Origin of the sequence: Streptomyces sp. NPDC088097 (genome assembly GCF_044741845.1) — a bacterium.
Taxonomy (GTDB): domain Bacteria; phylum Actinomycetota; class Actinomycetes; order Streptomycetales; family Streptomycetaceae; genus Streptomyces.
In genome coordinates, this window is sequence record NZ_JBIUTJ010000017.1 from 116,596 (window position 1) to 141,560 (window position 24,965).

General features: G+C 74.4%; 20 protein-coding genes. 9 read left to right on the top strand and 11 right to left on the bottom strand.

Annotated features, from left to right (window positions below):
• The first annotated feature begins 58 nt into the window (after positions 1-58).
• A complete protein-coding gene (locus ACIOD1_RS31170; protein ID WP_365627730.1) occupies positions 59-961 on the top strand; it encodes a hypothetical protein in 903 nt (300 codons plus the stop codon).
• A gap of 104 nt (positions 962-1,065) precedes the next feature.
• Complete coding sequence (locus tag ACIOD1_RS31175; RefSeq protein ID WP_365627727.1) at positions 1,066-5,661, top strand: hypothetical protein; 4,596 nt, start codon at positions 1,066-1,068, stop codon at positions 5,659-5,661.
• A 43-nt stretch (positions 5,662-5,704) separates the two neighbouring features.
• Here ACIOD1_RS31175 and ACIOD1_RS31180 read toward each other — a convergent pair whose 3' ends face one another.
• Positions 5,705-6,085: a hypothetical protein gene (locus tag ACIOD1_RS31180; protein WP_365627724.1), complete on the bottom strand. Its 381-nt coding sequence runs from the start codon at positions 6,083-6,085 to the stop codon at positions 5,705-5,707.
• A 413-nt stretch (positions 6,086-6,498) separates the two neighbouring features.
• Here ACIOD1_RS31180 and ACIOD1_RS31185 point away from each other — a divergent pair, with 413 nt between their 5' ends.
• Genes ACIOD1_RS31185 through ACIOD1_RS31200 form a run of 4 tightly spaced genes read left to right on the top strand, consistent with a single transcriptional unit; the run spans position 6,499 to position 11,017 of the window.
• Positions 6,499-9,498, top strand: coding sequence for a nitrate- and nitrite sensing domain-containing protein (locus ACIOD1_RS31185; protein ID WP_365627721.1), 3,000 nt, complete (start codon positions 6,499-6,501; stop codon positions 9,496-9,498).
• Complete coding sequence (locus tag ACIOD1_RS31190) at positions 9,495-9,932, top strand: roadblock/LC7 domain-containing protein (RefSeq protein ID WP_365627718.1); 438 nt, start codon at positions 9,495-9,497, stop codon at positions 9,930-9,932. Before ACIOD1_RS31185 ends, ACIOD1_RS31190 begins: the two co-directional genes overlap by 4 nt.
• A 10-nt stretch (positions 9,933-9,942) precedes the next feature.
• On the top strand, positions 9,943-10,410 hold the full coding sequence (locus tag ACIOD1_RS31195) for a DUF742 domain-containing protein (protein ID WP_401906086.1): 468 nt from the start codon (positions 9,943-9,945) through the stop codon (positions 10,408-10,410).
• A complete protein-coding gene (locus tag ACIOD1_RS31200; protein ID WP_365627712.1) occupies positions 10,391-11,017 on the top strand; it encodes an ATP/GTP-binding protein in 627 nt (208 codons plus the stop codon). The genes ACIOD1_RS31195 and ACIOD1_RS31200 overlap by 20 nt, the downstream gene beginning before the upstream one ends.
• 198 nt (positions 11,018-11,215) lie before the next feature.
• Here the strand turns inward: ACIOD1_RS31200 and ACIOD1_RS31205 are convergent, their stop codons facing one another.
• The 4 genes from ACIOD1_RS31205 to ACIOD1_RS31220 form a co-directional block, all read right to left on the bottom strand.
• Entirely contained in the window at positions 11,216-12,433 is a 1,218-nt protein-coding gene (locus ACIOD1_RS31205; protein WP_401906089.1) for a lipid-transfer protein, read from the bottom strand.
• Positions 12,430-12,885, bottom strand: a complete 456-nt coding sequence (locus tag ACIOD1_RS31210) for a Zn-ribbon domain-containing OB-fold protein (RefSeq protein ID WP_401906091.1) — start codon at positions 12,883-12,885, stop codon at positions 12,430-12,432. Before ACIOD1_RS31210 ends, ACIOD1_RS31205 begins: the two co-directional genes overlap by 4 nt.
• Before the next feature lie 85 nt (positions 12,886-12,970).
• Positions 12,971-13,309, bottom strand: coding sequence for a DUF962 domain-containing protein (locus ACIOD1_RS31215; RefSeq protein WP_365627704.1), 339 nt, complete (start codon positions 13,307-13,309; stop codon positions 12,971-12,973).
• A 13-nt stretch (positions 13,310-13,322) separates the two neighbouring features.
• Positions 13,323-14,012 carry a M15 family metallopeptidase gene (locus ACIOD1_RS31220; RefSeq protein WP_365627701.1) on the bottom strand — a complete coding sequence of 230 codons (690 nt, stop codon included), beginning with the start codon at positions 14,010-14,012 and terminating at the stop codon, positions 13,323-13,325.
• 23 nt (positions 14,013-14,035) lie between these two features.
• On the opposite strand from ACIOD1_RS31220, the gene ACIOD1_RS31225 reads away from it, so the two are divergent.
• On the top strand, positions 14,036-14,566 hold the full coding sequence (locus ACIOD1_RS31225; RefSeq protein ID WP_401906093.1) for an NUDIX domain-containing protein: 531 nt from the start codon (positions 14,036-14,038) through the stop codon (positions 14,564-14,566).
• On the opposite strand, the gene ACIOD1_RS31230 is transcribed toward ACIOD1_RS31225, so the two are convergent.
• From ACIOD1_RS31230 to ACIOD1_RS31245, 4 genes are all read right to left on the bottom strand, one after another.
• Positions 14,563-15,039, bottom strand: a complete 477-nt coding sequence (locus ACIOD1_RS31230; RefSeq protein ID WP_365627695.1) for a hypothetical protein — start codon at positions 15,037-15,039, stop codon at positions 14,563-14,565. The two genes, ACIOD1_RS31225 and ACIOD1_RS31230, sit on opposite strands and share 4 nt — an antisense overlap.
• Positions 15,040-15,102: 63 nt before the next feature.
• Positions 15,103-15,588, bottom strand: coding sequence for a hypothetical protein (locus ACIOD1_RS31235; RefSeq protein WP_365627692.1), 486 nt, complete (start codon positions 15,586-15,588; stop codon positions 15,103-15,105).
• 143 nt (positions 15,589-15,731) lie between these two features.
• The gene (locus tag ACIOD1_RS31240) at positions 15,732-16,289 is read right to left on the bottom strand and encodes a hypothetical protein (RefSeq protein WP_365627689.1); all 558 of its coding nucleotides are present in this window, start codon (positions 16,287-16,289) and stop codon (positions 15,732-15,734) included.
• Positions 16,290-16,596: 307 nt separating this feature from the next.
• The gene (locus ACIOD1_RS31245) at positions 16,597-18,945 is read right to left on the bottom strand and encodes a glycoside hydrolase family 31 protein (RefSeq protein ID WP_401906095.1); all 2,349 of its coding nucleotides are present in this window, start codon (positions 18,943-18,945) and stop codon (positions 16,597-16,599) included.
• Between the two features lie 210 nt (positions 18,946-19,155).
• On the opposite strand from ACIOD1_RS31245, the gene ACIOD1_RS31250 reads away from it, so the two are divergent.
• On the top strand, positions 19,156-21,132 hold the full coding sequence (locus ACIOD1_RS31250) for an acetoacetate--CoA ligase (protein WP_365627683.1): 1,977 nt from the start codon (positions 19,156-19,158) through the stop codon (positions 21,130-21,132).
• A gap of 58 nt (positions 21,133-21,190) precedes the next feature.
• Positions 21,191-22,177 carry a hypothetical protein gene (locus ACIOD1_RS31255; protein ID WP_401906098.1) on the top strand — a complete coding sequence of 329 codons (987 nt, stop codon included), beginning with the start codon at positions 21,191-21,193 and terminating at the stop codon, positions 22,175-22,177.
• A gap of 68 nt (positions 22,178-22,245) precedes the next feature.
• Here ACIOD1_RS31255 and ptsP read toward each other — a convergent pair whose 3' ends face one another.
• Together ptsP and ACIOD1_RS31265 are read right to left on the bottom strand one after the other, a co-directional pair.
• Positions 22,246-23,916, bottom strand: a complete 1,671-nt coding sequence (gene ptsP / locus ACIOD1_RS31260; RefSeq protein WP_365627678.1) for a phosphoenolpyruvate--protein phosphotransferase — start codon at positions 23,914-23,916, stop codon at positions 22,246-22,248.
• 74 nt (positions 23,917-23,990) lie between these two features.
• Positions 23,991-24,440 (bottom strand): PTS glucose transporter subunit IIA, encoded by a 450-nt coding sequence (locus ACIOD1_RS31265; protein WP_365627675.1) that lies wholly within the window; start codon positions 24,438-24,440, stop codon positions 23,991-23,993.
• Positions 24,441-24,965 lie beyond the last annotated feature (525 nt).

Here is a 24,965-nt window from a genome sequence, read left to right on the forward strand (position 1 = left end):
CCCGGCCCGCCGGGCGCACCGCACCGAACCACCACCGCACCGCCGAGGAGACGTACCCGTGAGCGACCACCACGCCGAGCACCCCGCGTGGAGCGAGCCCGACGCGCAGCCGGCCCCCCTCAAGGCCGTCCCCGCCGGGGGCGTCACCCCCGCCGACGCCGCCGACGCGGCGCGGCTCGTCTCCTTCGGGCTCCAACCCAAGCTGCTGCCCGCCCGCGACGCCGAGTACGCCGAACTGCTGCGCCGCTACCGGGAGGAGCCCGCCTTCGGTCGGCTCGCCGACGCCATCGCCACCGGGCTCGGCCTGGTCGTGCTGGAGGTCTCCACGCGGGCCGGCATGGCGGTGGCCGCCGACGAGGACTCCGTCTTCGCCGTCCGCATGGGCGACTACGCCCGCCGCACCGCCGCCGACGGCGGGGACCGCTTCCTGCACGGCCTCGCCCACCTGGCCGTCGCCGCCCTGGCCTTCCCGCGCCCCGAGGACCTCGCCGACGACGGGTACATCGGCCGGGTCACCGTCAACGGCGTCGACGCCTTCGTCCGGCAGACCTGCCGCCGCCTGGAGGAGGGCGCCGAGGAACTCGGCGAGAACACCGACCCCGCCTCCGACGCCCCCGGTCTCGAAGCCGCCTGGCGGGTCTACGCACGGCGCAACGCGACCGGCGCCACCAAGGACGCCCGCCGCCTGGCCGGTTCCACCACCGGCATCGTCGGCAAGGCCGCCGCCTTCCTCACCGAGTCCGGATTCCTCCAGCGCACCGGCGACGACGCGGGCGGCACCTACCGCACCACCCCCCGCTACCAGCTCCAGGTCCGGGACATGGCGGGCAGCGCGGCCATGGCCGAACTCCTCGACCTCGGCGTGGTCCCCGTCAGCGACGGCTCCGCCACCCTGCTCCCGCCGCCCGAGGGCGACGACCTGGACCTGGCCGCCGACGCCGGGCTCCCCTTCCACACCTGAGCCCGCCCCACCCGCCCCACCCGCCACGCCGAACCCCCGCCGCCGAGCCCCTCCCGCCCCGTTCCCCGTACGCCCCCCACGACAGAGCACGAGAGTCCGCCGCCATGTACGAGCTGTCCCGGATCCGCCTCTACTCCATCGGGCCCGCCGGCGCGCGCTACGCCGACACCGTGCTCGACCTGCGCGGAGTCGGCCGGCCGGTGCCCCACCCGGCGCCCGCCCAGGCGGAGTTCTTCGAAGACGAGCCCACCGGCCCGCCCAGGCGCCCCGCGCCCGCCGGCGTGCTGTTCCTGGAGAACGGCGGCGGCAAGTCCGTCCTCCTCAAGCTGATCTTCTCGGTGATGCTCCCCGGCCACCGCAACACCCTGGGCGGCGCCAGCTCCGGCGTGCTCCGCAAGTTCCTGCTCGCCGACGACTGCGGCCACGTCGCCCTGGAGTGGCAGCACACCCAGACCGGCGAGTGCGTGGTCGTCGGCAAGGTCAGCGAATGGCGCGGGCGCCAGGTCTCCAACGACCCCCGCAAGTTCGCCGAGGCCTGGTACTCCTTCCGCCCCGGCCCGGGCCTCAGCCTCGACAACCTCCCCGTCGCCGAGGCCACCTCCGTCCGGCCGCCCGTCGAGGGCGTCTCCGGAGCCCGGGGCCGCCGCCGCACCATGAAGGGCTTCCGCGACGCCCTCACCGAGGCCGGCAAGGCGTACCCGCACCTGGAGGTGTACTTCGAGGAGATCCACGACCGCTGGAACGAACACCTCACCGAGGTCGGCCTCGACCCCGAACTGTTCCGCTACCAGCGCGAGATGAACGCCGACGAGGGCGAAGCCGCCGGCCTCTTCGCGGTGAAGAAGGACTCCGACTTCACCGACCTCCTGCTGCGCGCCGTCACCGACACCCGTGACACCGACGGACTCGCCGACCTCGTCCACGGCTTCGGCAACAAGCTCGGCCGGCGCGCCGAGCTGATGGCCGAACGCGAGTTCACCGCCGGGTCCGTGGACCTCCTCAACCGGATCGTCGAAGCCGCCGAGACCCGCTCCCGGCTCCGCGACGTCCACGCGGGCTCCGAGCGCCGCACCCGCGGACTCGCCCGCCGGCTCTCCGCCCGCGCCGGCGAGGAACGCGGCCTCGCCGCCGACCTCGCCCAACGGGTCACCGGCGCCGCCCACGAGGTCTCCGCCGCGGAGGCGCAGCGCACCCGCAGCGCCGCCGTCTCCGCCGAACTCGCCTACCGGCACGCCTCGCTGGCCCTGACCGTCGCCGACAAGGCCGCCGCCGCCCAGCGCCGCGAGCTCCTCGAAGCCCGCACGCTGCACTCCGCCTGGCAGGCCGCCGAGACCGTGCTGCGCCACCGCGCCGCCGCCGACGCCTCCTCCCGCGTCGCCGTCGCGATCCTGGAGGCCGAACGGGACGCCGCGCCCGCGCTCGCCGCCCGGGCCACGGCCGCCGCCGACCTCGTACGGGCCCTGCACACCGCCGCCGAACAGGGCGAGCGGGCCGCCGACGAGGAAGAGGCGCGGTCCGCCGAGCTCCAGTCCGTCGGCGAGAGCGCCCACCGCGACGCGACCGCCGCCGCCACCGCCGCCCAGCGCGCCCGCAGCGAGACCGAGCACCTGCGCGCCCGTCTCGCCGAGGTCCAACAGGAGACCGCCGAGGCGGTACGGGCCGGCTGGCTCGACGACACCGAACCGGACGCCGACCCGGCCCGCGCCGCCCTCGCCGCCAGCGACGCCGAGAAGACCGCCGTGGCCGCCTGGGACGAGTCCCGCGAGGCCGCCCGCAAGGCCTCCGAGACCGCCCGCGAGGCCGCCGCCGCCGAGTCCCGCGCCGAGCTGACCGCCGCCCGCGCCTCCGACGCGGCCGGGGCCGCCGAGGCCGCCCACGACGCCGAGCACCGCGCCGCCGCTTCCCTCGCCGCCTCCCCGCGCCTGGCCGACCTCCTGGGGCTGCCCGCCGCCCCGGACGGCGGCGGCCTGACCCCCGAGGACCTCGACCGGGGCGCCGAGGAACTGCGGCCCCTGCTCGCCGACGCCGTCACCACCGCCGAACGCCAGCTCTTCGAGCTGCGCACCGCCGCCGCGGACGACGCCCGCATCCTCGGCGCCCTCGGCGACGGCGGACTCCTCCCGCCCGGCCCCGACGTCCTCGCCACCGTCGAGTACCTCGGCGAGCACGGCATCCCGGCCCTGCCCGGCTGGCGCTACCTCGCCCAGTCCGTGGACCCCGCCGACCACGCCGCCGTCCTCGCGGCCCGCCCCGAACTCGTCGACGGCGTCGTCATCACCGACCCCGCCACCCACGGACGGGCCCGCGAGGTGCTCTCCGCCGCCGCGCTGCTGCCCCGCTCCACCGTCGCCGTCGGCACCGCCGCCGCCCTGCTGGCCCCCGTACCGCCGATGGACCGCGCCGACCCGGCCGTCGCCGGCATCTTCATCGTCTCGCCGAACCCGGCCATGCACGACGAACAGGCCGCCGACGAGGAGCGCCAGACCCTGCGCGCCCGCGCCACCGCCCGCGACACCGAGATCCGCGAACTGGCCGGCCGGCTCTCCGGCGACCGTGAACTCGGCGCCCGCCTCGCCTCCTGGCGCACCGGCTGCCCGCCCGGCCGCCTCACCGAACTGGCCCGGCACGCCGAGGCCGCCCGCACCTTCGCCGAGGAGGCCGAGGGCGAGCTGACCCAGACCCGTACCGTCCGCTCCGAGGCGGACGAGGCCGCCACCGACGCGGCCCGGGTCCGCGATGAGCGCCAGGACACCGCCCAGCGCGCCCGCAGGGTCGCCGACGCCCTCGCCGGCCTCGCCCACCGCCTGCGCGAGCGCGCCGGCTGGCAGGCGAAGGTGCGCGAACTCGTGGAGGAGGCCGCTGAATCCGAGGCCCGCGCCGAGGCCTGCCTGGACCGCGCCCGCGCCGCCGACGAGGACCGCCGCGCCGCCCAGCGCGCGGCCGACGACGCCCACCGCACCGCCCGCGCCCTGCGCGCCGAACGCGCCGAGATCGCCGGCGCCCCCGAACCCCTGCCCGAACGGGACGGCGCCCCCAAGGCTCCGCTGCCCGACCTCCGCGAGGCCTACCGCGCCGCCTCCCGGCTCTACGAGAAGGTCGGTGTCGGCGCCGACCTGCGCGCCGAACAGGCCCGCGCCGAGAGCGACGAGAGCGCCGCCCTCGCCGAACTCGACCGGCTCACCAACAAGGTCCGCACCCGGGCGGCCCAACTCCTCGAAGGCACCGACGGAGCGGACGGCCCCTCCCGGCAGGCCGCGGCCGCCCGCGCCGAGGCCCTCGTACAGATGCTGGAGACCCGCGCCTCCACCGCGAGCGAGCAGCTCGGCCGGCTGCGCGGCGAGGCCGAACGCCACGCCCCCGGCGAGGGCGGGGCGCACACCGAACTGCCCGAGGAACTCGTCCCGACCGACGTCGAGCAGGCCCAGGGCTTCCTGCGCACCGCCGCCGCCCAGCTCGCCGCGCACTCCGCCGCCGTGGAGTCCGCCCGCTCCGCCCACGCCGACCTGCTGCGCGCCCACCGCGCCGCCGAGGACGGGGCCGCCGGCTTCGATGAGACCGCCGCCCTGCTGCGGGACCTGCTGCGCGACCACGCCCACCCGGACGACGAACAGCAGCCCGTGCCCCACCGGGGAAGCCTGGAGGAGGCCCGCCGGTCGGCCGCCGAGTCCCGCCGCTCCCTGCGCTCCTGCGCCGCCGAACTCTCCGCCGCCGAAACCGCGCTGCGCGAGACGAGCGACATCCTGGTCCGGCACGCCAACGCCAACCGCTACGAGCAGGTACGCACCCCCGCCCGCCAGCAGATCCGCGAACTCCCCGCCTCCGCACTCCCCGAGCACGCGGCCGCCTGGGCGGTGGCCTTCGCGCCCCGGCTGCGCGTCCTCACCGACGAGCTGGCCCAGCTGGAACGCAACCGCGACAGCATCGTCGACCGGCTGCGCGGCCTCGTGGAGTCGGCGCTCGCCACCCTGCGCTCCGCCCAGCGCCTCTCGCAGCTCCCGGAGGGTCTGGGGGAGTGGTCCGGCCAGGAGTTCCTGCGGATCCGCTTCGAGGAACCCGACCAGGCCACCCTCACGGAGCGCCTCGGCGAGGTCATCGACGAGGCCACCCGCGCGGCCGTGAAGAAGAACAGCGCCGCCTCCTTCGGCGAGGGCGGTCGCCGCGACGGCATGTCCCTGCTCCTGCGGGGCGTCCAGGCGGCCCTCGAACCCAAGGGCATCTCCGTGGAGATCCTCAAGCCGGACGCGGTGCTGCGCGCCGAGCGGGTCCCGGTCGGGCAGATGGGTGACGTGTTCTCCGGCGGACAACTACTCACCGCGGCCATCGCGCTGTACTGCACGATGGCGGCGCTGCGCAGCAACGACCGGGGTCGGGACAAGCACCGCCACGCGGGCACGCTCTTCCTCGACAACCCCATCGGCCGCGCCAACGCCACCTACCTGCTGGAGCTCCAGCGGGCCGTTTCCGACGCCCTCGGCGTCCAGCTCCTCTACACCACGGGCCTCTTCGACACCACGGCCCTGGCCGAGTTCCCGCTGGTCATCCGGCTGCGCAACGACGCCGACCTGCGGGCGGGGCTGAAGTACATCAGCGTCGAGGAACACCTGCGTCCGGGCCTGCCCCAGCAGTCCCCGGACGAGGAGACCATCCACGGCGAGATCACGGCCACCCGCATGTTCCGGCGCTCCACCGCCACTTCCTGACGCGCCCCCGCGCCGCCGATCCCACCACGGCCCCCCCTCGGCCCTACCGCGCGCGCGGTACGGCCGTCGGGGGCCGGCCCTCGCCCCAACCTCGGGCGGGGGACGCGGCGCTGCTCGGCTCCGAGACGACCCCGCCCCGCTGGAGCCAGGTCTGACGGGTGATCCACACGTCCAGCACGGCCCAGGTGGCCACCACGGTCCCCGCCACGCCGAGGATCGCCAGGGGGAGGGCCAGCCAGGAGCCGGTCAGCGTGAGGAAGAAGGTGATCGTCGCCTCCGTCAGCGTCACGGCGACGACCAGCACCGCCCGGACCGCCGACGACCGCACCGGGTCCGGCATCCGGCGCCGGCGCGCCGTCTCCTCCACCCACAGGCCCCGCCCCGGCGCCTCGGCCTCCGAGCCGTCGTCCTCGTACATCCTCATGGTCCGCTCATTTCCCTCCGAGCGGTCCGTCATGCCCGCTCGTCGCTCCGCCGCACGTACCCCGTCACTCCGCACTCCCCGCGTGCGCCCCCTCTCCTTGTCAGACGTATGGCGGCGCCGGGAGATTCCCGCATCGCGGACGCCTCCGCCGCGCCCGCACTGTGGCGGAAGGAAGAATTCCAGCCATCCATCCGAACATCGGAACCGACACCCCACCGAGTGTCATGTGCCACATATCGGGCCGGACTTGACCGGAGGTATCGGACAACTGGTGATCTTCGTCGAGGGGTCAGGCCGAAAACGTCCGGACACCCCTTCGAAGGTGCCGCGCGGCAGTAGTAGGCTCACGCCGTTTAAATGACGGAACACCGACCTCCGGCAACGGGGTTGAGCTCGGGGAGGCTGGGGAGGCCATGCGCTTTCGCGGGAAGTCCATCCGCCGGAAGATCGTGGCGTTGCTCTTGGTGCCGCTCGTCTCCCTCACCGCCCTCTGGGGCTTCGCGACCGTCATCACCGGCCGCGAGGCGGTCCAACTGCTCGACGTCGCCTATGTGATCGACAAGGTCGGCTACCCGATCGAGGACGTCGTCCGCGTGATCCAGAAGGAGCGCCGCCAGACCCTCGTGGTCCTCGGCGACCCCCGCTCCTCCGCGGCCAACGCCGAGCTGACCAAGGCGCGTGCCGCCACGGACGTGCAGGTCACGAGCATCAGCCGGGCCGCCGCCGACCCCGAGGTCGTCGACGAGCTGAGCCCCTCGGCCCGCGAGCGCCTGAACTCGATCCACGAGGCCTTCCGCGGCATCTCCACCCTGCGGGTCTCGGTGGACCGCGACACCCTCGACCCGAGCCAGGCCCTGGAGCTCTACAGCCGACTCGTCGACCCCTGCTACGAGTTCCTGATGAACCTCCACGCCCTGGAGGACGTGGAGATGGACAAGCAGGGCCGCGCCCTCATCGGCGTCACCCGGGCCCGCGAGTCCCTCTCCCGCGAGGACGCGGTCATCGCCTCCGCCCTCGCCGCCCGAAACGTCTCCGCCACCGACGTCCGGCGCGTCTCCGACCTCGTCACCAGCCGGAGCCTGCTCTACGACTTCAACCTCGCGGTCCTGCCGGCCGACGAACGCGCCCTCTTCGAGCAGTACTGGAAGGGCCCGGAGACCAAGGCGCTGCGCGACGCGGAGGAACGGTTCATCGTCGGAGGGGCGAGCAAGTCCCCGCGCGTCACCGCCGCCCAGTGGGACGAGGCCGCGGCCAAGGTCCTCGGTGACGTCGAGACCATGGGAACCGCGTCCGGAGACCGCTACCAAAAGCGCGTCCACCCCGTCGCCATGGGCGTCCTCGTCCAGGCCGCCGTCGCCGGAGTGCTCGGCTTCTTCGCCCTCGCCGTCTCGCTGATCCTCTCCGTACGCATCGGCCGCGACCTCATCCGCGACCTCTCCCGGCTCCGCAAGGAGGCCCACGAGGCCTCGGGCGTCCGGCTGCCGGGCGTCATGCGCCGCCTCGCGGCGGGCGAAATCATCGACGTGGAGACCGAGGCGCCCCGCCTGGAGTACGAGAAGGACGAGGTCGGCCAGGTCGGTCAGGCCCTCAACACCCTCCAGCGCGCCGCCGTCGAGGCCGCCGTCAAGCAGGCCGAACTGCGGCGCGGGGTCTCCGAGGTGTTCGTCAACCTCGCCCGCCGCAACCAGGTGCTCCTCCACCGCCAGCTCACCCTCCTCGACACCATGGAACGCCGCACCGAGGACACCGACGAGCTCGCCGACCTCTTCCGCCTCGACCACATGACCACCCGCATGCGCCGGCACGCCGAAGGCCTGGTGATCCTCTCCGGCGCCGCGCCCTCACGGCAGTGGCGCAAGCCCGTCCAGCTCATGGACGTCGTACGGGCCGCCGTGGCCGAGGTCGAGGACTACGAGCGCATCGAGGTGCGCCGGCTGCCGCGCCTGGGCATCGAGGGACCCGGCGTCGCCGACGTCACCCACCTCGTCGCCGAACTCCTGGAGAACGCCACCGTCTTCTCGCCCCCGCACACGGCCGTCCAGGTCCACGGCGAACGCGTCTCGAACGGGTTCACCCTGGAGATCCACGACCGGGGCCTCGGCATGAACCCGGAGGCGCTGCTCGACGCGAACCTCCGCCTCGCCGAGACCCCCGAGTTCGAACTCTCCGACACCGACCGCCTCGGCCTGTTCGTGGTCAGCCGCCTCGCCCGCCGCCACGGCATCAAGGTCGTCCTCCAGCACAGCCCCTACGGAGGCACCACCGCGGTGGTCCTCCTGCCCTCGGCGCTCCTGACCGACGCCCCCGACACCAACGGCACGGGCATCCGCCTCGGCGGCGTCAAGGGCCTCGCCGGCGGCCGGGACGCCAAGGGCGCCAAGGCGGTCAAGGCAGCCCCGGGCGCCAGGAGTTCCGAACGCCCCGCCCCCATCACCCTGGACCGGGTCCCCCCGCCCCGCCCGCTGCCGGCCGGGGCGATCAACGGCCCCGTCGAGCTGGAGGCGCCCCTGGCCGACCTCGGCCCCGACGGCGCCGACGCCCTGCGCGGCATCGGAGCGGTCGACGGCGCGGACGCGCTGCGGGGCATCGGGGTCGACGCCGTGGGGGCGCTCGCGGACCCCGGGGTCCTCGACGACCCGGCACAGGCCCCGGGCATCGCCGGGCTCACCGGCGTCGGCGGCCGCCCGCCCATGGCCACCCTCGACGACGAGACCCCGCCCGGCGGCATCCCGCGCACCGCCCTCCTCGGCCTGCGCACGGCGGCCGGCCGGGCCCAGGGCGACGGCCCGCACAGTGAGCGCCCCCACAGCGAGCGCCCGCGCGGGGACCGCCACTCCGAGCACGGCGCCTGGAAGGGCGACCGGGTCGGCGACCGGAGCGCGGAGCGCCACTGGGACCGCGACCGCGACCGCCGCGAGGCCGAGCGCGAGCCGCAGGCCCCCACCGGCCCGGTCCGCCTGGAACGCTCCCGCCCGGACCCGGTGCGCCCCGACGGCCCGCGCCCCGGCGGTACCGTCCCGCTGCCCCGCCGCCGCCCCACCCCGACCCTGGTCGCCGAGCACGGCCGCCGGGTCGAACCCCGCGCCGTCGCCCCGCAGGCCCCGGCCGAGTCGCGCCGCGGTGCCCCCGAGGCACCCCCGCGCCCCGTCGCGGGACCGGGCGGCCTGCCCCGCCGGGTCCGCCAGGCCAACCTCGCGCCCCAGCTGAAGAACGCCCCGGCCCCCGCCGAGGCGGAAGCCGCCGCGGCCCCGGCGACCGACCGCGACGCGGAGGACGTACGCGCGCGGATGTCCGCCCTCCAGCGCGGCTGGACGGCGGGCCGCGACCAGTACGCCCAGCAGCAGTCCGAGACCGGGGAGGGCACCCCCGCCGCCACCGGTCCCGCGCACGAGAACGAAGGGGACGGTCGATGACCGCACCGCAGACCGGGAACGACACCAGGGGCCGCGGCTCCGGCACGCTGAACTGGCTCCTCGACGAACTCGTCGACAAGGTGGGCAGCATCCGCAAGGCGGTCGTCCTCTCCGGCGACGGCCTGCCGACGGGCAGCTCCAAGGACCTCACCCGCGAGGACAGCGAACACCTCGCCGCCGTGGCCTCCGGCTTCCACAGCCTGGCCAAGGGCGTCGGCCGGCACTTCGAGTCCGGTCGGGTCCGCCAGACCCTCGTCGAGCTCGACGAGGCCTTCCTGTTCGTCATGGCCGCCGGAGACGGCAGCTGCCTCGCCGTCCTGGCCGACGCCGAGTCCGACGTCGGCCAGGTCGCGTACGAGATGACGCTGATGGTCAAGCGCGTCGGCGACCACCTGGCGACCGCCCCGCGCACCGGACTGCCAGCCGGAGGGTGAGACGGACGGCATGAGCGACCCAGGCCAGGACCACCCCGCCGACACCCCAGGCACCCCCGGCACCTCAGGTACTCCCTGGGCCCCCGGCACCGGCGCCGACGGCCACGCGGCCTGGTTCGACGACGACGCGGGCCCCGTCGTGCGCCCCTACGCCATGACCAGGGGCCGCACCAGCCATGCGGGGCAGCACCGCCTCGACCTGATCGCGCTCGTCGTCGCCGAGTCGGCGGCCGACGATCCGGTCTGGGACCTGACCCTGTCCCCGGAACACGCCCACATCCTCGGGCTCTGCCGGGAACGCCCCCAGTCGGTCGCGGAACTCGCCGCGGACCTGGACCTCGCCATCGGCGTGATCCGGGTCCTCATCGGCGACCTCGTGCACGACGAACTGGTCCACGTGACCAGGCCGGTACCACCGGCCGAACTACCCGACGAATCCATACTGCGTGAGGTGATCGATGGCCTTCGGGCGCTCTAGCCGCACCGGCGCGATGCATGCCGTGTCGCCGGTCGAGCCGCTGACCCTGAAGATCCTGGTCGCGGGCGGCTTCGGGGTGGGCAAGACCACCCTGGTAGGAGCGGTGAGCGAGATCCGCCCACTGCGCACCGAGGAACGGCTCTCCGAGCCGGGCATCGGCATCGACGACACCGGGGGAGTGGAGGGGAAGAGCACCACCACCGTGGCGATGGACTTCGGTCGCATCACCCTGCGCGAGGACCTGGTGCTGTACCTGTTCGGCACCCCCGGACAGGACCGCTTCTGGTTCCTCTGGGACGAGTTGGCACAGGGCTCGCTCGGCGCCGTGGTGCTGGCCGACACCCGCCGCCTCGCCGACTGCTTCGCCGCCGTCGACTACTTCGAGAGGCGCGGGATCCCCTTCGTCGTCGCCGTCAACTGCTTCGACGGAGCCGCGCGCCACCCCGTGGTGACCGTGCGGGACGCCCTCGACCTCGCCCCCGAGGTCCCGGTGCTGCTCTGCGACGCCCGGGACCGCGAATCGGTCAAGGACGTCCTCGTCGGGGTCGTGGAACACGCGATGTCCCTGGCCCGCGCCCGCCGCCAGGCCCTCGGCACGGGCACCTGAGGCGCGCCGGAAACGGAGGGCGGCCCGTACCCCCGCCGACTGGGGTACGGGCCGCAGCTCTCATGGGGGGATCCGGAGGTCCGCCGAAGCGGGACCGTGCAGCGAGTGTGAACCCGCCGCCGGAGGCCGTCAAGCCTCCGGACGGCACGCGCGGTCCACGACGTGCCCGGCCGGCCGCGGCCCCCACGGGCCCGCGCCTCAGCGGACCGCCACCACCGCCGAACCGTGCCCGAACAGCCCCTGGTTCGCGGTGATCCCGGCCCGTGCCCCGGGCACTTGCCGGGCCCCGGCCGTGCCGCGCAACTGCCAGGTCAGCTCGCAGACCTGGGCGATGGCCTGCGCCGGCACCGCCTCCCCGAAGGAGGCCAGCCCCCCGCTCGGATTGACGGGCACCCGCCCGCCGAGCGCGGTCGCCCCCTCCCGCACGAGCTTGGCGCCCTCGCCCTCCCCGCACAGGCCGATGTCCTCGTACCACTCCAGTTCCAGGGCGGTGGACAGGTCGTACACCTCGGCCAGCGACAGGTCCCGCGGCCCCAACCCGGCCTCCTCGTACGCGGCCCGCGCGATCGAGGCCCGGAACGAGCCCCCGCCGTCCCCGGCCCCGCCCCCGGCGCCCGCGCCCACCGTCGAGTCGGTCGCGATGTCGGGGAGGTCCAGGACGGTACGCGGATACGTGGGCGTCACCGTCGAGACCGCCCGGATCCGCACCGGGTCGGTCACCCCCCGCGCCCGTGCGAAGTCCATGCTGCTCAGCACCAGCGCCGCGCCCCCGTCGGAGGTCGCGCAGATGTCCAGCAGCCGCAGCGGGTCGGCCACCACCGCCGAGGCGGCGACCTCCTCGGCGGTGACCGCCTTGCGGTAGCGGGCGTTCGGGTTGAGCACGCCGGCCGCCGCGTTCTTCACCTTGACCAGCGCGAAGTCCTCGCCGGTGTCCCCGTACAGGGCCATCCGGCGCCGGGCGTACAGCGCGAAGTACGCCGGGTTGGTCGCGCCCAGGATCCGGAAGCGCAGCCAGTCGGGATCGTCCGGCCGCTCGCCCCCGGCCGGGGCGAAGAACCCCTTGGGCGCGGCGTCGGCGCCGACCACCAGCACCACGTCCGCCAACCCGGCCAGGATCTGGGCCCGCGCCGTCCCGATGGCCTGGGCCCCGGAGGCGCAGGCGGCGTACACGCTCGTCACCCGGGCGCCCTGCCAGCCCAGCGCCCGCGCGAAGGTGGCTCCGGCGACGTAGCCCGGATAGCCCGAGCGCACGGTGTCGGCCCCGACCACCGATCCGACGTCGGTCCACTCCAGGCCGGCGTCGGCCAGCGCGGCCAGGGCGGCAGCGCGCCCGTACTCGACGAAGCCGCGCCCCCACTTCCCCCACGGATGCATGCCGGCCCCGAGCACGGCGACGTCGCCGCCGGTCCCGCTCACGCGGCCGCTCCCGTCGGGCGGAAGCGCCAGGTCGTCCAGGTGGTCCCGGCGTCCTCGTGGAGCACCCCGCCGACCACCTCGACCTCCATGCCGACGGCCAGGTCGGCCGGGGTCACACCGGGCTCCGCCTGCCCGAGCACGACGATCCCCTCTGCCTCCAGCTCCACCGCGAGGAGCGTGTACGGCTCCCAGGGCGCGTCCGGGTCGGACACGTAGGGTGCGGGCGGCCGGTAGCGGCCGTCGGTGTAGGACCAGAGGCGGCCGCGCGGGGACAGCGGAACCTGCGCGAGTTCGCCGCCGCCGGGGCAGTGCGGGTTGCGGCAGTAGGCGTCCTCCCGGGGGAAGAACACGGCGGCGCAGGCGGAACACCGGGTGCCGAGCAGCCGGAAGCCGCCCTCCTCGCCCGTATCGGTGAACCACCCGCTGACGACGGGTGTGCGTGTGCGTTCCAAGGCCCCTCCCGGACAGCAGTTTCTGACGAAGCGTCAGAAGTCTGTCACGGCGGGCCCCCGGTCGACAGGGGTCACCCGCCCGGGGTCACGCGTTCTCCGCGAGCCACTTGCGCGCGATCTCGTCCAGCTCGGCGTCCCGCCCGGCCAGCATCATCCGGATCATCCGGGCGTCTCCGCGCAGCGACCAGGCCGGATTGCCGAAGGTGGCCGGGTTGTTCCCCTCGATCAGGAAGTGGGCGGGCCAGGCCGTCCCGTAGCCGATCAGCGGCAGCGCCGCCAGGTAGCGCCACCGCCCGCGCGCCACCCCGTACCCGGTCAGCGCCAGTCCGGTCAGCGTCCCGGCGAGGTGCACCCAGCGGGTGGCGGCCCGCGAGTGCATGGCGACGTAGTAGGGCCAGAATTCCTCGTACGATCCGAAGGTCATACGGGCACGCTACTCACGGCCGCCCCGACGCGACAGCCACCGGGACGTCGAAGACGGTGTCGGGGAAGGCCTCCGGCCGCAGCGTGAAGTGCCACCACTCCTCGGGCAGGTTCACGAAACCCTGCGCCCCCAACACCCGCCCGAGCAGCCGGCGGTTCTCCCGCGCCGCCCCCGTCACCCGCGGATCCTCCGTGTGCGAGAGCGGGTCGAAGAGGTCGAAGGGCGTCCCCATGTCCACCTCCCCCCGCGCCGGCAGCCGTACGAGGGTCACGTCGACGGTGCTCCCGCGACTGTGCGCCGACTCCGCCGCGATGTACCCCTCCGGAACCAGCCGCTCCTTGGCCACCTCCGGGTAGTACGCGGCCTTCGCCACCGGGTCGTCCGCCTCACCGGCCCACCGCACGAACCGCTCCACCGCCCGCCGGGGCCGGTAGCAGTCGTACACCAGCAGCCCGAACCCCTCCCGCGCCAGCTCCCGCTGCGCCCGCCGCAGGGCCCGCGCCGCCGGCCGGGCCAACAGGCACACCGGCTCCCGGTACCCGTCCACCGGAGCACCCGTGAAGTTCCTCGGACCCGCGTACCGGATGTCCTCGCCGATGCTCGGATCCACGTCCCGCAACAGCACCAACTCCGCGCCGCGCGTCCCCGCGCCCGAGGGCGCCACCAGGACCGCCAGCACCACCACGACCACAGCCATCCTCATGCCCCCTGGCATACCATCGCCGCATGCAGGCACAGCCGAAGGACTCGCACTGCTCCACCTGCGGAGCCCCGTTCGACAGCGCCGACTGGCCCCGCCGGTGCGCCGCGTGCGGAGCCGTCACCTACCGCAACCCGCTCCCGGTCGCCGTGGCCCTGGTCCCCGTCGAGGACGGACCGGACACCGGCCTGGTCGTCATCACCCGGACCATCGAACCGGCCCTCGGCGGGATCGCCCTGCCCGGCGGGTTCATGGACTTCGGCGAGGACTGGCGCGAGGCGGTCGTACGCGAACTCCGCGAGGAGACCGGCATCGAGGCCCCCGCCCACGAGGTCTCCCTCGCCGACGTCCACACCTCCCCGGCCGGCCACCTCCTGGTCTTCGGCCTGCTCCCGCCGCGCCCGCTGGCCGACCTCCCGCTCTCCGTAGCCACCGACGAGACCACCGGCTGGCACGTCCTGCGCGCCCCGGCAGAGCTGGCCTTCCCCCTCCACACCCGCGCGGCCGCCACCTGGTTCGCGACCCGCGCCGGGCAGGACCCGACAGACACCCCCTAGCCGTACGGGTTGAGTACCCGGAAGCGGACGGTGCCGCTGCGACGGTCGAACCACAGGCGGGTGGAGCGGCCGTCGCCGTCGCGGTCGAGCGCGTCCGACCGGATCCACTCCGGGTCCTTCGGCCCCTCGCCCTTGAGCGGCTCCTCGAACCACGAGGAGAAGTCGTCGGCCGGTCCCTCGGAGACGAAGGTGTGGGCCGCCGTCAGCTCGGCGAGCTTCCCCGGCGCCAACTCGGCGAAGCCCGAGATCACCAGCTCCGGAGAGGGCAGGTCCCGGTCGTTGTCCCGGCTGCTCACCCACTTGGCGCCGGTGAGTGGACCCAGCGGCCCGAACGCCTGCTCCAGCGGGGCTGTGTCGGTGTGCCAGTCCCCCCTGGCCCCGTCCGCCCCCTCGCTCAGGGCCCACCAGACGGGCAGCACCGCCAGCCCGGCCCCGATCCCGATGCCGACCCCGATCAACTTCCGTCGCTCCAAGGTGATCCCCCCACCGATTTCGGGGCACTGTATCCGGCTCGAACGTACGGGCCGGGACTGCTTCTAAAGTCTGTCCGGGGCGACGGCTTCGAGGTGGTAGGTCGTGTCCACCCGGAAGTCGCCCGCCCGGGCCTTGACGGACAGGACGTACTCGCCCGGGGCGAGCGGGTCGAGGGTGGTCCACAAACCCCAGGCGACCCGGGGACCCTTCACCCAGAAACGTGGCGAAGCGGCCTCTTCGAGCGGCAACGGGACACCGTTCAGCTGGGCCTCGGCCCGCGCGGTCGGGATCCGCCACGGCTGGGTGGAGGAACGCAGCGCCCTGCGCTGCGTGTTGATGACCGGGAAGAACAGCGGCCGACCGGTCGGCACCGTGCAACGCCGCACCACGCGGCCCCCGTAGGTCCCCGCGAGGAACCAGACGTCGGGCGACTGCCGCCAGTGCGCGTGCTCACCCGTGGTGTCCGCCACCGGACTGCGCCCGCTCGGGGCCGACAGGGCCCACTTCCACCACCGCGCCGCCAGTCGCCCCGCATCGAGTCCGGCCACGGCCGCTCCCCCCTCGTACGCGTGCCCACCAGGCGATCCCGCGGCACGATAGCGCGCCGGCACGGGCGAACCCTCGGGCGGGTGCCCTGCCGAGCGCCCCGCGAGGGCCACCTACATCGCCGCCCCCCCGACAACGCCGCCGCCTACACCGCCACACCCCACACCAGGACCGCCGGTGCCGCCACCGCGAGGGCCGCGCCCGTCGCCACCGCGCCCCGGACCCACAGCACCCGCGCCGGGACCGGCCGCGCCCGCAGGTAGGCGCCGGCCAACAGCGGCAGCACCGCGCTGGCCACGCACGCCGCCCACACCAGGCCGAAGCCCGGCACCGCCGCCGCCCGCTCCCCGAGCCACCACCGCAGCAACACCGCCGGGACCACCGAGACCACGGCCAGCGGAACGCCCACCGCGACCGGCTCCGGCCAGGCGCTCCACCGGGCCGTCCAACGGCCCAGCACGGCAAGGGGCTTGACGAGCAGCAGCCCGTGCAGGAAACCCACCGCGACGCAGGCCACCGCGCCCGCCCCGACCGCCACCAGCGAGCCGATCGGGCCCACCCGAAGCGCCGTCAACAGGGCCCACACCGTGAGCAACTGCCACGCCCCCACGACCTCGGACCCCGGCGCCAGATCCCGCCCCGGCCGCCGCCACCGCCCGGCCGTGCCCACCGCACGCGCCCCCGACGGGCTCACCCACACCATCCCCGACCCCTCCCGTACCGGCCGGCGACGCACACCGCGCCACCCCACCGCCAGCCTGCCCGCCCCCACTTGCGCGAAGCTATAGCCGGGCTCCACCCCCCCCAGACCCCGAGCCTCCAGCCCCGAGCCCCCGCCCCCGCCCCCACACCCGAGCCCCCAGCCCCGAGCCCCGAGCCTCCGACCCCGAGCCCCGAGCCGCGAGCCCACGTCGCCACGCCCCCGCCCCCGCCTCCGGCCCCGAGCCCCGAGCCCCGAGCCTCCGACCCCGAGCCCACGCCGCCCCGCCCCCGCCCCTACCCCCAGCGGCTCAGAGCCCCCGCACCTCCACGTCCCGCACCGCGGCCCCGGCCTCGTCCTCCACCACCACCGCCTCCCCGGCCCACCGCACGGTGTACCGCTCCACGGCACCCGCCTCGAAACCCGGCCCGGGATCCCGCACCACCACCCCGCCACCCGTACGCCCCCGCGCCGGGGCCCACACCTCCAGCCCCACCGAACCGTCCCCGCGCCGCACCGGCACCACCGACCCGGCCCGCGCCAGCACCGGCATCCGCCCCGGCGGCGCCTCGAACAACACCTGCCCGGGCCCCTCGTACGCCTTCCCCGTCGCCGTGTCGTACCAGCGCCCGCGCGGCAACCGCACCGCCCGCCGGTCCGCCCCGCACTCCAGCACCGGAGCCACCAGCAACGCGTCCCCCAGCAGGAACGCGTCCTCGCAGTCCCGCAGCGCCCGGTCCTCCGGCGCGCCCCACCACAGCGGCCGCACGTACGGCGCCCCCGTCCGCCGCGCCAGATGCGCCAGGGTCACGAAGTACGGCCGCAGCCGCTCCCGTTCCGCCAGCAGCTCCCCGGCCCGCTCCAACACCTCCGGCCCGAACTCCCACGGCTCACGCCGCCCCGCCCAGATCGCCGAGTGCGTCCGGAACAACGGCAGGTACGCCCCCAACTGGAACCACCGCAGGTACAACTCCGGCGACGGCGAACCCCCGAACCCGCCCACGTCCGGACCCGAGTACGGCACCCCGCACAGCCCCAGCCCCAACACCAGCGCCAGCGAGGCCCGCAGCCCGTCCCAGCTCGACTCCACGTCCCCCGACCACGTGCCCCCGTACCTCTGCATCCCCGCCCACCCCGACCGGGAGAAGAGGAACGGCCGCTCCTGCGGGCGCAGCCGCACCAGGCCCTCCCAGCCCGCCCGCGCCATGCCGAGCGCGTACACGTTGTGCGCCTCCCGGTGGTCCCCGCCCCGCCCCTCCAGCGCGTGCCGCGCCGACCGCGGCAACGTCGCGTCCCCGAACGGCGCGAACGACACCGGCTCGTTCATGTCGTGCCAGAAACCGGCGAAGCCCCGCGCGAGCCGCTCCTCGTACAGAGCGCCCCACCACTCCCGCACCGCCGGATCGGTGAAGTCCGGGTAGGCGCACTCGCCCGGCCACACCTCGCCCCGCACCTCCCCGCCCCGCGCGTCCCGTACGAAGGCCCCCCGCTCCCCGACTTCAAGCCCGGACGCGTGCACCGCGTCCCCCGCCTTCACCGCCGGGTCCACGATCGACACCAACCGGACCCCCCGCGCCCCCAACTCCGCGGCCAGGCCGGGCAGGTCCGCGAACGCCTCCTGGTCCACCGTGAACACCCGGTGCCCGTCGTAGTGGTCGATGTCCAGGTGTATCGCCGACAGCGCGAGCCCCCGCTCCGCGTACCCGGCCACCACCCGCCGTACCTCCCGCGCGCTCCCGAACCCCCACCGCGCGTGCTGGTGGCCCAGGGCCCACTCCGGCGGCACCGCCGCCGCACCCGTCAGCCCCGACCACCCCTGGAGCACCCGCGCCGGGGTCCCCACCAGCACCCAGCAGCGCGTCGGCCCGCCCTCCGCGCGCAGCTCACTCGTCCCGGGCCGGTCCGCACCCGAGCCGGCGCCCTCCTCGCCCTCCCGCAGGGCCACCCGCCCGTCCCAGGTGTTGTCGTAGAAGGCCAGGTGGGTCCCCGCGTCGGCCACCACCAGCTGCACCGGCATCGTGATGTACAGCGGATCCGTGTCCGGCCCGAAGCCGCCCTTGGGATCCGTGTTCCACAACCGGTACTCCCCGTCCGGCAGCCGGGGCCCCGACGCCCGCCCGCCCAGGCCGAAGAACCGCGCGTCCGCCGGCACCTCCGAGCGCTGCGACCAGCGCGAACCCCCCGGCGGGGCCCCCGCCACCGGATCCCACCAGCGCGGCGGCAACTCCCGCCGCAACACCGCCCCGCCCGGGGTACGCACCTCCAGCGCGCCGTACCGGGACACCGCCACCGTCACCCGCTCCGACACCACCCGCCAACCGCCCCCGGTGTCCGGCTCCAACACCGCCCGCGGATCGGCCTCCGGCCCCCCGCCCGGCACCGCGTACGAGGGCTCCGGCGAAGCCCCGTCCCAGCCCCAGAACACCGCGCCGCCCACGGCGACCCGTACGACCAGCTCCGACCGGGCGAACCGCAGCACGCCCCCGCCCGGCCGGGGCTCCGTCCCCGTCAGCGCCCCCGGCACCCGCGCCCGCTCCGCGCCGGGGCGCACCAGCCCCTCCGCGTCGGCCCGCCGATGACGCCAGGCCGAGCGCCAGGCGCGCCGCCCGCCCGCCGTACCGATGTCCATGACCGCACGCACCAGCTCACGACCGTCCATGGCGGTCACCCTGCCACCGGCGCGGGCCCCGGCGGGGCCCGTTCAGCTCCCGTTCACCCGGAAACGATCACGCGCGAGCGCCCGGGACGGCTCTGGTGCGGATGTCGATCACGTGGCATGGTCCCTGTGAGCCGCGGCGCACACCAAGCCGCCGCGGCGACACCGTACGCACACGAAGCGCGAGCGCCAGACTTGACCGGGAGTCGACCCATGACCTCAGCCACCCCGCCGGAAGCCCTCTGGTCCCCGAGCCCCGACCGGATCGCCGCCGCCCGTGTCACCGCCTTCCAGGCCTGGGCGGCCGACCGCTTCGGAGCCCCCGCCGAAGGCGGCTACCCGGCCCTGCACCGCTGGTCCGTCGATGAACTCGACACCTTCTGGCAGGCCGTGGCCGAGTGGTTCGACGTACGGTTCACCACCCCCTACGAGTCGGTCCTCGCCGACCGCTCCATGCCCGGGGCCCACTGGTTCACCGGCTCCACCCTCAACTACGCGGAGCACGCCCTGCGCGCCGGAGAGGACCCGGCCCGCGCCGGGGACCCGGCCCTGCTCCACGTGGACGAGACCCACGAACCCACCCCGGTCACCTGGGCCGAGCTGCGCCGCCAGGTCGGCTCCCTCGCCGCCGAACTGCGCGCCCTCGGCGTCCGACCCGGCGACCGGATCAGCGGCTACCTGCCCAACGTCCCCGAGGCCGTCGTCGCCCTCCTCGCCACCGCCGCCGTCGGCGGGGTCTGGACCTCCTGCGCCCCCGACTTCGGTGCCCGCAGCGTCCTCGACCGCTTCCAGCAGGTCGAACCCGTCGTCCTCTTCACCGTCGACGGCTACCGCTACGGGGGCAAGGAGCACGACCGCCGCGAAACGGTCGCCGAACTGCGCGCCGAGCTGCCCTCGCTGCGCGCCGTCGTCCACATCCCGCTGCTGGGCACCCCCGCCCCCGAAGGCACCGTGGCCTGGTCGGAGCTCACCTCCGCCGCGACCGAGCCCGTCTTCGAGCCGGTCCCCTTCGAGCACCCGCTGTGGATCCTCTACTCCTCCGGCACCACCGGCGCGCCCAAGGCGATCGTGCAGTCCCAGGGCGGCATCCTCCTCGAACACCTCAAGCAGCTGGGCCTGCACTGCGACCTGGGGCCCGAGGACCGCTTCTTCTGGTACACCTCCACCGGCTGGATGATGTGGAACTTCCTCGTCTCCGGCCTGCTGACCGGCACCACCGTGGTCCTGTACGACGGCAGCCCCGGCTACCCGGACACCGGGGCCCAGTGGCGGATCGCCGAACGCACCGGCGCCACCCTCTACGGCACCTCCGCCGCCTACGTCATGGCCTGCCGCAAGGCCGAGGTCCACCCGGGCCGGGACTTCGACCTCTCCGCCGTGAAGTGCGTGGCGACCACCGGCTCCCCGCTGCCGCCCGACGGCTTCCGCTGGCTGCACGACGAGGTGGCCGACGACCTCTGGATCGCCTCCGTCAGCGGCGGCACCGACGTCTGCAGCTGTTTCGCCGGCGCCGTCCCCACCCTCCCGGTGCACATCGGCGAACTCCAGGCGGCCTGCCTCGGCACCGACCTCCAGGCCTGGGACCACTCGGGCAAGCCGGTCACCGGGGAGGTCGGCGAGCTGGTCGTCACCAACCCCATGCCCTCCATGCCGATCCACTTCTGGAACGACCCGGACGGCAGCCGCTACCGCGACAGCTACTTCGAGATGTTCCCCGGCGTCTGGCGCCACGGCGACTGGATCACGATCACCGACCGCGGTTCCGTCGTCATCCACGGCCGCTCGGACTCCACCCTGAACCGCCAGGGCGTGCGCATGGGCTCCGCCGACATCTACGAGGTGGTCGAACGCCTCCCCGAGATCAAGGAGTCCCTCGTCATCGGCCTGGAGGAGCCGAACGGCGGCTACTGGATGCCGCTCTTCGTCCACCTCGCCCCCGGCGCCGTCCTCGACGAGGCCCTGCGCAAGAAGATCGCCTCCACCATCCGCGAGCAGCTCTCCCCGCGCCACGTCCCCGACGAGGTCATCGAGGTCCCGGCGGTCCCGCACACCCTCACCGGCAAGCGCATCGAGGTCCCGGTCAAGCGCCTCCTCCAGGGCACCCCCCTGACCAAGGCGGTCAACCCCGGCTCGGTCGACAACCCGGACCTGCTGGCCTTCTACGAGGAGCTGGCCCGCGGCCGAAAGTGACTGTCAGTGCCCGTCGTTACTCTGAGTGAGCAAGCTCTCGCACCACTCAGGGGGAACCATGAAGGGCACGCCCGACACCACACCCGACCGCTCGCCCGACCGCGCACCGGACGACCCGCGCGGCACGGGCGCCGGCAGGAACACCGCACGCCGCCGCCGCACCCTGCGCCGCGAAGTCCCCAGCACCGTCGGCCTCCTCGCCGAAGCCGGGGACTTCGCGGCCATGCGCCGCTACCGCAGCTTCGCCTTCGACGACCATAAGGACTACCTCCACCACGTCGACGCCCTGCTGCGCTCCCTGGCGGCGCGCGGCATCCACACCACCGTCGCCCTCTTCGACCCCGAGGAGTACGCCGACTACTGCGCGGAGCACGGCCTCGACCCCGACAGCGCCCGGACCCGCACCCGCTTCACCGCGGAACTGTCGGGCGGCGCCGCCCTCCCCTATACCGGCCAGCCCATCGAGGAACTCGCGCCCCTCCTCGTGGACGAGGCCGTCCGCCAGGCCACCTGGGAGTACGCCACCACCCTCCTGGCCGGCATGGGCGGCTGCGCGGACTGCGGGGAGGACATCGGCCAGGCCTCCTTCGAACGGGCCTCCCGGATCCTGCGGCGCCTCCTCGACGGAGCCGGACCCGGCCACCACCACCTGGTGTGCAGCGTCCCCACCGACGCGGAGCAGCTCGTGGCCTTCCTGCACGCGGAGGTAGCCGACGAGGGAGGCGGGGGAGCGGGAGGAGCCGGGGGAGCCGGGGGAGCCCCGCCCCGGGCGGACCACCGCGACGGCCTCGACTTCGTGACCGTCCTCGCCGCCGGCATCGCCCTCGGCGGCGCCGGGGGGCTGGTGCTCCGCAGCACCACCGAGGGCCTGCCCGACCGGGTCCACGGCTGGCGCCTCGACCGGGGCCGCGTGGTGGCCCTCCCGGCCGCCGCCGTGTTCGACGCCTACTGCACGGACGCCGACACCGGCGAGCCCGTGTCCCCCGAACCGGGCGTCGACCACTGCCCGGGATACGAGGTGGACCTCCCGGGCCCCCACCACTGACCGGAGGGGGAACGACCGAGGAGCCCTCGCCACCGGCGAGGGCCCCTCGATCCACCACATCCGTTCGGCTACTCGCCGGACAGCACCGCCTGGGCCGCGACCCGGGCCTCCTGCGCGCTGTCCGCGGCGCGCGCGGCGGCAGCCGCACGCTCGCACTGCGCGAGGGTGTACTTGGCGAGCGTCGCCCGCACGTACGGGATCGAAGCGGCACCCATCGACAGGGAGGTGACACCCAGACCGGTCAGGACGCAGGCCAGCAGCGGGTCCGAAGCGGCCTCACCGCACACGCCACAGCTCTTGCCCTCGGCCTTGGCGGCATCCGCCGACATGGCGATCAGATCGAGCAGCGCGGGCTGCCACGGGTCCTGGAGGCGGGACACCGCACCGACCTGACGGTCGGCGGCGAAGGCGTACTGCGCCAGGTCGTTGGTACCCAGCGACAGGAACTCGACCTCCTGGAGGATCGAGCGCGCCCGCAGCGCGGCGGAGGGGATCTCCACCATCGCGCCGAACTTCGCCCGCAGACCGGCCTCGCGGCACGCGTCGGCGAAGGCCTTCGCGTCGATCCGGTCGGCCACCATGGGGGCCATGACCTCAAGGTAGACCGGCAGACCCTCGGAGGCCTTGGCCAGCGCGGTGAGCTGGGTGCGCAGCACGTCCGGGTGGTCCAGCAGCGAACGCAGCCCCCGCACGCCCAGAGCCGGGTTCGGCTCGTCGCCCGGGGTCAGGAAGTCCAGCGGCTTGTCGGCGCCGGCGTCCAGGACACGGACGACGACACGACCCTGGGGGAAGGCTTCGAGCACCTTGCGGTACGACTCGACCTGCTTCTCCTCGGACGGCGCCTTCTTGCTGTCGTCCAGGAACAGGAACTCGGTGCGGAACAGACCCACACCTTCGGCCCCGGCCTCCAGAGCGGCGGGAACGTCGGCGGGACCGCCGACGTTCGCCAGCAGCGGCACCTTGTGACCGTCGGAGGTCGCGCCCGGACCGGAGGAGGAGGCGAGCGCCGCCTTCCGCTCTGCGGCCGAGGCCTCCAGCTCGGCCCGCTTCTCGGCGCTCGGCTCCACGAACAGGTCGCCCGTGCTGCCGTCGACGGCGATGACCGTGCCTTCGGCGATCTCACCGGCACCCGGCAGCGCCACGATGGCCGGCACGCCCAGGGCCCGCGCGAGGATGGCGCTGTGGCTGGTCGGCCCGCCCTCCTCGGTCACGAAGCCGAGGACGAGCGTCGGGTCGAGCAGCGCGGTGTCGGCCGGAGCCAGGTCCCGCGCGATCAGCACGTACGGCTCGTCGCTGTCCGGCACACCCGGCATCGGCACGCCCAGCAGGCGCGCCACGATCCGGTTGCGCACGTCGTCCAGGTCCGCGACCCGGCCGGCCATGTACTCGCCCGCCCCCGCGAGCAGGTCGCGGTAGGAGGCGAACGCGTCGTAGACACCGCGCTCGGCGGTGCTTCCGACGGCGATCCGCCGGTCCACGTCAGCCATCAGCTCGGGGTCCGTGGCGATCATCGCCTGGGCCTCCAGCACGTGCTGAGCCTCGCCACCGGCCAACTGGCCGCGCGCGATCAGGTCGGCCGACACAGCTTCCACGGCCTGACGGGCGCGCCCCTGCTCGCGCTCCGCCTCGTCCGCGGTGATCTGCTTCGCCGGCGGTTCCAGGACCGCCGTGCCCATGTGCCGAACCTCGCCGATCGCCACACCGTGGCTCACGCCGACGCCTCGCAGCGTTGTCTCCATTTCACCCGTCTCCGATTGAGCGGCGGGCCCAGCCGCCGCGTTGGATGTCCGTCTCGCCCGCACGGGCGGACGCGTCACTGCCAGCTGAAGAGAACGTCGTCAGCCTTGACATCGCCGGAATCGACGACATCGGAGAGGGAGTCGGCCGTCGCCTCGAGCGCCACGATGGGGCAGACCGGGGACTTGCCGGCGGCCTCGACCGCGGCCGGGTTCCAGCGGATGACCGCCTGGCCGCGCGTCACGGTGTCGCCCTTGTTCACGAGCAGCTCGAAGCCCTCGCCGTTGAGCTGGACGGTGTCGATCCCGAGGTGGGTGAGCACGCCGTGACCTTCGGCGTCCACTACTACGTACGCGTGCGGGTGGAGGGAGACGACCACTCCGTCGACGGGGGCCACCGCCTCCGAGGGCTCGCGCACGGGATCGATGGCGGTGCCCGGTCCCACCATGGCGCCGGAGAACACCGGATCGGGCACTGCCGCGAGTCCGATGGCGTGCCCGGCAAGTGGGGACGTCACGCTGGTCATGGGGGGCCTCCCAGGGGTGGGGCTTTTCGTGTCGCCGTCACTACCTGTCGCGAACGGCGTACTCTTCAGAAGGATAAGTCACAGGATGTGCGGGTTCGCCCGATGTTGGTCCCGATCCGGGCCGGACCTTTGGCACGGAGACTAGTGGACTAGACCGGTGGACTAGACCATACGCGTGAATCGATTTGCCTGGGCACCACAGGGGCTGTACTGTCGGACTCCCGCCGAGACGTGTCGTGTGAACATCTCGCGAACAGTCGGTCGGCGGGAATCCTCCTCCAGCAGTGTCCATCTCCATCTCGCACCTCTTCTTTCCGCATGCCCATTCGGCAAACGGTGAGTGGTCGGAGAGACGGAAAACCACTGATAGAGTCGGACTCGCCGGAAAGGGAAAACGCGAAAGCGAGGAACCTGGAAAGCACCGAGGAAATCGGACACGAAAGAGTCTGATAGAGTCGGAAACGCAAGAACAGAACGAAAAGCCCGGAGGAAAGCCCCAGTAAGTGTTACTGAGGGTGAGTACAA